Annotated in this window: 5 protein-coding genes; all 5 read right to left on the bottom strand. The window is 69.8% G+C overall.

Features of this window, described 5'->3' with window-relative positions; translation table 11 throughout:
- Window positions 1-103 precede the first annotated feature (103 nt).
- Window positions 104-2,848: a Tat pathway signal sequence domain protein gene (locus ACFVDM_RS27870; RefSeq protein WP_383645920.1), complete on the bottom strand. Its 2,745-nt coding sequence runs from the start codon at window positions 2,846-2,848 to the stop codon at window positions 104-106.
- Between the two features lie 96 nt (window positions 2,849-2,944).
- Window positions 2,945-3,526: a hypothetical protein gene (locus ACFVDM_RS27865; protein ID WP_383645917.1), complete on the bottom strand. Its 582-nt coding sequence runs from the start codon at window positions 3,524-3,526 to the stop codon at window positions 2,945-2,947.
- Between the two features lie 7 nt (window positions 3,527-3,533).
- Window positions 3,534-4,409, bottom strand: coding sequence for a carbohydrate ABC transporter permease (locus tag ACFVDM_RS27860; protein WP_383645914.1), 876 nt, complete (start codon window positions 4,407-4,409; stop codon window positions 3,534-3,536).
- Window positions 4,406-5,395 carry a carbohydrate ABC transporter permease gene (locus ACFVDM_RS27855; RefSeq protein ID WP_383645912.1) on the bottom strand — a complete coding sequence of 330 codons (990 nt, stop codon included), beginning with the start codon at window positions 5,393-5,395 and terminating at the stop codon, window positions 4,406-4,408. Before ACFVDM_RS27855 ends, ACFVDM_RS27860 begins: the two co-directional genes overlap by 4 nt.
- An 11-nt stretch (window positions 5,396-5,406) precedes the next feature.
- A complete protein-coding gene (locus ACFVDM_RS27850) occupies window positions 5,407-6,690 on the bottom strand; it encodes an ABC transporter substrate-binding protein (RefSeq protein ID WP_383645909.1) in 1,284 nt (427 codons plus the stop codon).
- Window positions 6,691-6,832: the final 142 nt, after the last annotated feature.

Here is a 6,832-nt window from a genome sequence, read left to right as displayed (position 1 = left end):
GCGGGGGGGGGGGGGGGGCCGGCGGTGGGGGGTAGCCGGGCCGCCGGGGCCCCGGTGGGGGGGGGCCCGGGGCGGCCCGGGCCGCGGGCACCCCCGTGTCCGTTCAGGAGGGCATGCGGTCGCCGAGGAGGGCGAGGTTCTCGATGGCGGCGAGTCCGTAGAGCGCGGTGTCGTTGGTGTAGACCCAGTTGGCCTCGCTGCCGGCGACGGTGGTGACCGGGCCGCCGACCTTCTCGGTCTTCCAGGGGGCGGATTCCTGGTAGCCGTCGCTCTTGTAGAACTTCTCCCAGGCGCGGGCGGCGAGCTTCTCGTCGCCGGTCTGGACGGCGGCGTAGGCGTCCATGCGGGAGTGGCCCTGGAAGAGGAGCAGGGTGCCGAAGTTGGAGCCGTAGCGGGCGGCCTGCTCGGTCTTGGAGGCGTTGAAGTAGCGGCAGTAGTCCAGGTAGGCCTCCTTGAACTCCGGCATGTCGACGAGGTCGATGAGTTCGGCGCACAGTTCGTTGAGGCCGAAGACGCCGGAGAGGTGCGAGACGCTGACGACGGGTTCGGTGGCGACGGCGAACTTCCCGGTGTCCAGGTCGTAGAGGCCGCTGCCCTGGACGAAGCCATTGGGCTGGGCGGCGATGGTCTCCATGGTGCCGAGCACCCGGGCGCGGGCCTTCTCGGCCTGCGGGCCGCCGCGTTCCCATTCGGTGAGCCAGGCGGAGACGAGGCCGCTCCAGTCGGTGCCGAAGCCGATGGACAGGGCGTGCCGGTCCGGGGTGTAGGGCTCGGTGCGGATCTTGCGGAGGGGGTCGAGGCCGAGGAAGGTCTCGTCGGAGTCAACGTTGGCGCGCATCAGGTCGCCGACGCGTTCGTCGGCGGTGAGGAAGTAGTAGAAGCGCCGGTAGGTGGTGTTGGCGATGCGCTGCTGCTTGGCGCTGTCGGCGTAGTGCTGGACGCCGTGGCGGGTGCCCAGGCCGGCCCATTCGCCCAGGTGGTAGACGTCGACCTCGCCGGTGTGGCGGGTCATGGCCTCGGCGAAGCGGAAGATGTCGGCGCGGCCTGAGCGCAGATAGGCGTACCAGAGCCAGAGGTCGGGCGAGAGTTCGGAGTTGTCCCAGGCGTAGCCGCCGACGTCGTAGCGCCACTGGTGCCGTGCCGGGTCGTAGGAGTGCATGATGTCGCCGTAGTCCCAGAAGCCGTACCAGCGGCGCATCTCGACCTGGTCCCGGTAGTACGTGAAGAGGAAGTCCAGGTGGTCCTCGATCTTCGCCTTGGCGGGGGTGGAGCGGTCGACCGGGGCGAAGAGCCCGCCGAAGACGCCCGCGCCGACGAGGTGGGCGGGCGGTGCGACGAGCTGCGGGAGGGTGCGCACGGTACGGGACTGCTGGGCGAGCGCCTCGGCGCTGGGGGTGGATTCGTTGGCCCAGAAGACGAGTTCGCTGGTGCGGGCGATGCCGTACGGGGTGCCGAAGCCGGGTTCGTAGTCCTCGTAGGTGATGTTGAGGCCTTCGAGCTGTTCGGCGTACGTGTCCTGGCCGAGGCCGTCGTGGTAGAAGCGCAGGTCCATCGGTTCGGCCTCGGGCGACCAGAGCCAGAGGGTGACCTCGGCGGCCGTCGTGTCGGCGCCGCGGATGTCGAGCTGGGCGGGGAACTTCTCCCAGAAGTCGCGCAGTCCGAAGGAGAGTCCGCCGCTCGCGCCGCCGACGTAGCCGAAGCCGGAGGCGCGCCGGCCGCCGCCCGCGGCGATCCAGCCGTGGCCCTTCTTGGTGCGCTTGCGCAGCGAGAAGCCGTCGGCGGAGAGCTGGCTGAGGGTGTAGTCGCCCCAGGTGGGGATGAGCGGGAGGCGGGTGGTGACGCGCTGGTCCCAGGTGGCGGGGTCGGGGAGCTTTGTCCCCTCGAACTGGGCGGCCTGGACGGCGGCGCCGGGGTCGCGGCGCAGTCCGGTGATGCCCTTGACGGCCTCGCGGAGCATGCCGGTGTCCTCGCCGCCGATGCGGATGTGGCGGTCGTAGGTCTCGTCGCGCATCGGGACGGTGAAGCGGACGCCGAGGCCCCGGATGAAGTCGCCCTTGGTCTTTCCGGGTTCCTGGGTGCCGTCGAAGGTGATGGTGTGCATCATGCGGAACGAGTCGGCGCCCGCGTAGAAGTAGAGCCGGACGGAGAAGGGGAGCCAGGAGCGGTTGCCGTGGCGGTGCTTGCCGTCGATGCGGACGACGGCGCGGACGGGGCCGCTCTGTTCGACCTCGGCCTGGGCGACGGCGCTCTCGAAGCGTTCGTACTTCTCCTGTCCCTGGTCGCCGTCGGTGAGTTCGCCCTGGCGGATCAGGACGAGGCGGCCGTCCTTGGCGATCTCGGTGGAGCCGCGCCGGACGGAGGTGATGAGGGAGGTGCCGGACTTGCCGATCCTCGCGGTGATGACGCCGGTGGAGACGGTGATGGTGCCGCCGGTGTTCTTGACGGTGATGCGGTGGGCGGCGGTGGCGGGTTCGCCGGTGGTGAGGGTGAACTTCTTGCCTCCGGCGGCCTCGGGGCCGACGGCGTGGGCGGTCCACTTCAGCGAGCCGTCGGGCCAGGTGGCGGTGGCCCAGGTCTGGACGGGCACGTCCTTGCCGTCGGCGGTGGTGAGGGCGAACTTCTGGCCGGCCGGGACGCGTCCCCTGGCCCAGGGGACGCCGAAGGTCGAGCCGGGCGCTGCGCCGAGCCCGCCCTCCTCCAGCCAGCCGATCTCCACGGGCCCCTGTCCGGCGGCGCCGGTGGCGGCCGCGGCCTGCTGGGCGGTGCCGTCCAGGGCCCAGGTGAGGGTGGTGGCCGCCGAGGCGACGGCGGCGGCCTTGAGCACGGTGCGGCGGGGGATCGGGGACATCACGACTCCAATGCGTGGGCGAAATGGGCATGACGGAGCGCACGCTGACGCGTGGTGGTGCGGGTGTGGGGTCTGTGGGGCCGGGCGGCGCGTGGCTCAGCGGCGGTCGGCGGCGACGGCCGCCGCGGCGAGGCAGCCGAGCGCGGGGGCGGCCAGCGGCGGGATCTGCCGGGCGGCGAGGGCCAGGGCGACGAAGCCGCCGACGAGGAGCAGGGAGCCGGCCGGGTCGGTGAGGGTGCGGCGGCCCGCGGTCCGGGCGGTGTGCGCCCAAGGGGTGCCGGGGCGCCAGGCGGCGGCCGTGCGCAGTCCCCAGACGGCGACGGCGGGCAGACCGATCAGACTGACGAGCAGCAGGGGCCGGCCGCCCGGCAGCAGGCCGGAGCGGGCGACCTGGGCGTCGAAGGCGAGCAGCGCGAGCGCCGCCCACCAGAGCAGCGAGATCCGCCAGCCGGTGCGGAAGGCCTCCCGGACATCGGCGGCGAACGCCCGCACCCCGCTCGCCTCGCCGGCCAGATGGCGGCTCAGGTGCCGGCTCCCCGCGGCGAAGGCCGCGGGGAGCGTGACCAGCGGCAGGGCGGCGACGGTGATCCAGACGCCGGTGAGCAGGCATTCGGCGAAGACGCCGAAGCGTTCCCGTACGAAGGAGGTCCTGGGCGCGGTGCGGGTGGTGGTCGCCACGGGGTGTTCAGCCCTTCAGGCCGGAGGTGGCCATGCCGTCGATGAGGTAGCGCTGGAAGGCCAGGAAGAAGGCGAGTACGGGCAGCAGGGCCACCAGTGACATCGCGATCATGCCGCCGTAGTCGGCGACGGCGTCCTGGTCGATGAACATCCGCAGGCCCATCGAGACGGTGTACTTGTCCGGCTCGTTGAGGTAGAGCAGCGGGCCCATGAAGTCGTTCCAGGCCTGGATGAAGGTGAAGATGGCGCTGGTGATGAGCGCGGGCCGGCACAGCGGCATCACGATCGACCAGTAGATCCTCAGGTGTCCGCAGCCGTCGAGCCGGGCGGCCTCGTCGAGTTCCTTGGGCAGTCCGCGCATGAACTGGACCATGAGGAAGACGAAGAAGGCGTCGGTGGCGAGGTACTTGCCGATGAGCAGCGGGGTGAAGGTGTTGATCAGTTCCAGCTTCTGGAACATGACGTACTGCGGAATGATCAGTACGTGGTACGGGAGCAGCAGCGTCCCGATCATGATGGCGAACATGATGTTGCGCCCGGCGAAGCGGACCTTCGTGAAGGCGTAGGCGGTCAGCGAGCAGGACAGGACGACGCCGATCACCGAGCCGACCGAGACGTAGGCCGAGTTGAGGAAGAACCTCCAGATCGGGATGTCCGCGATGCCGTCGGCGAGCCGCCGGTAGTTGTCGGTGATGGGGTCGGTCGGGAAGAGGTTCAGCGCGCCGACGATGTCGCCGCTCGGCTTGAACGAGGCGCCGATCGTCCACGCCACCGGGTACAGCACGATCACGAGGAGGGCGAGGGCGCCGATGTGCCAGGCCAGCGCGCCGGGAAGGCGGCGGCGTACGGACGCGGTGGTGGCGGTGGTGTCCATCGGGGTCATCGGCCCCCCTCCTCGTAGTGCACCCAGCGCTTCTGGGACCAGAACAGCACGGCGGTGACCAGGCCGACGGCGACGAGCAGCAGCCATGCCATGGCGGAGGCGAAGCCCATGCGGCTGTTCGCGAAGCCCTGGTCGTAGAGGTAACAGGTGTAGACGAGCGTCGCGTCGGCGGGGCCGCAGGAGCCGTTGCTGACGATGTAGGCGGAGCCGAAGATCTGGAAGGAGTGGATGGTCTCCAGCAGGACGTTGAAGAACAGCACCGGCGAGATCATCGGCAGGGTGATGGACCAGAACCTCCGCCAGGGGCCGGCGCCGTCGACCTCGGCCGCCTCGTAGAGCTCCCTGGGGACCTGCTTGAGGCCGGCCAGGAAGATGACCATGGGGGCGCCGAACTGCCAGACGGTGAGGGCCACCAGCGCGTAGATGATCATGTGCGGATCGCCGATCCAGCCGCCGGTGTCGATACCGAACAGCTGCTGTCCGCGGTCCACGACGGCGTCGTCGGAGAACAGGGCACGCCAGACGATGGCGGCGGAGACGCTCGCGCCGATCAGCGAGGGAGCGTAGAAGGCCGCCCGGTAGAAGGACTGGCCCCAGCGCTTCTGGGCCAGCAGCATGGCCACGGCGAGGGCGGCCGCCAGCTTGATCGGGGTGCCGATCACGACGTACCAGGAGGTGACCTTGACCGACTGGCGCCAGCGCGGGTCGGCGAACATGTCGGTGAAGTTCTGCAGGCCGACCCATTTGGGGGCGTCGAACAGGTTGTAGTCGGTGAACGCGAGGTACAGCGAGAACACCATGGGTCCGGCGATCAGGAACAGGAAGCCCGCGATCCAGGGCGACATGAAGAGATAGCCGGTCAGATTCTCGCGGTGGCCCCGCGGTTGCGGAGCGGGGCGGGTCTTGCGTCCCGGGCCGCTCCGCTCCGCGGCGGCGGGGTCCGTGGCGTGGACCGGGCCGCTCGCGGTCGTCTGGATGTGAGTCACCGCGTGTCCTCTCAGTTCGAGGCGAGGGCGGTCTTCGCCTCGGAGAAGAACTGCTTGACGGAGTCCTCCGGCGAGGCCTTGCCCAGGGACATGTCGCCGGCGATGCGCAGGAAGGCCGCCTCGACGACGTCGGCACCGGCCGGGTGCGGGGTGATGGGCTCCAGCACCCCGGCCTTGGCGATCTCGGTCTCGTACGCGCCGATGGCCTTGCTGGGGGCGTCGGTGGGCTGGAAGGCCTCGAACTGGGCGGTGGTGGCGGGGACGCCGCGGTCGTAGCCCATGATGCGGGCGACGGCGGGGTCGTGGGTCATGAAGCTGATGAAGGTGGCGACCTCGGCGGGGTGCTTGGTGCGGGCGGTTCCGCTGAGCATCAGCGAGCCGAGGTACTGCCCGGTCTTCTTGCCGTCGGTGCTGGGTATGGGGGCGAGGCTGTAGCTGCTCTTGCCCTCGGCGCTGTAGCGGACGGAGAAGTTGTCCCAGGTGAACTCGCCGGCGGAGAGGCCCTTGGCGAGGGCGGAGGCGGGCTTGATCTGTTCGACCTTCTTGGGGTCGGCGTAGATGCCGGACTTCACCCGGGCCAGCGCCTCGGTCCAGTACGGCAGCAGTTCCTCCTCGCCGAAGCCCATGCCGTCCGCGGTGAAGAAGGCCTTCCCGTTCTGGCGGAGAACCAGGTCGTAGAGGTACATGACGCCGTGCGGGCCGGAGTCGCCGGCGACGCCCTGGCCGGACTTGATCTTCTGCAGGCCCGTGTACCAGTCGTCCCAGGTCCAGCCGAGGCGGTGGTCGACGCCGGCCTTCTCGAAGACCTTCTCGTCGATGACGAGGGCCATCGAGTTGCTGCCGACGGGGACACCGAGGAGCTTGCCGTCGATCTCGGCGAACTTCTCCAGTCCGGCACGGAACCCCTCCAGCTGGAGGTTGCCCTTCTTCGCCTGGGGGTTGAGGTCGAGCAGGACGTTCTTCGCCTCGTACTTGCGCAGGAAGGTCACCGCGTTCTGGATGACGTCCGGCGGGTTGCCGCCGGCCGCCTGGGTGTTGAACTTCTTCCAGAAGTCCGGGTACTGCTGGAAGTCGGTCTTCACCTTGATCTTGGGGTGCTTCTTCTCGAAGAGCCTGACGCACTCCTGGACCTTCTTGGCCCGGTCGTCGGCGCCCCACCAGGCGTGCCGGATGGTGACCGGCCCGCCGGACCCGCCGCCCGAGCCGCAGCCGGCGGCGGTGAGCCCGAGCCCCGCGGCCGAGAAGCCCGCGAGCTTCAGCATCTGCCGTCGGTCCATGCCCTGGTTCCGAGACATAGTTCGCCCCTACGCTTGATTGAATCGTTTTAGAAAGCGCTTGCCGGGTCAAAGTAAGGAGCGGCACCGGCGACGTCAATGGCTGGGACGAAAATCGATCGAAGCGCTTGAACGGGACAGCCGGAAACGCCGACGGCCCGGA

This window comes from Streptomyces sp. NPDC057682, from assembly GCF_042799575.1.
Taxonomy (GTDB): Bacteria; Actinomycetota; Actinomycetes; order Streptomycetales; family Streptomycetaceae; genus Streptomyces.
Note: the sequence above shows the minus strand (reverse complement) of the source record. Positions and strands in the feature narration are given on the sequence as shown.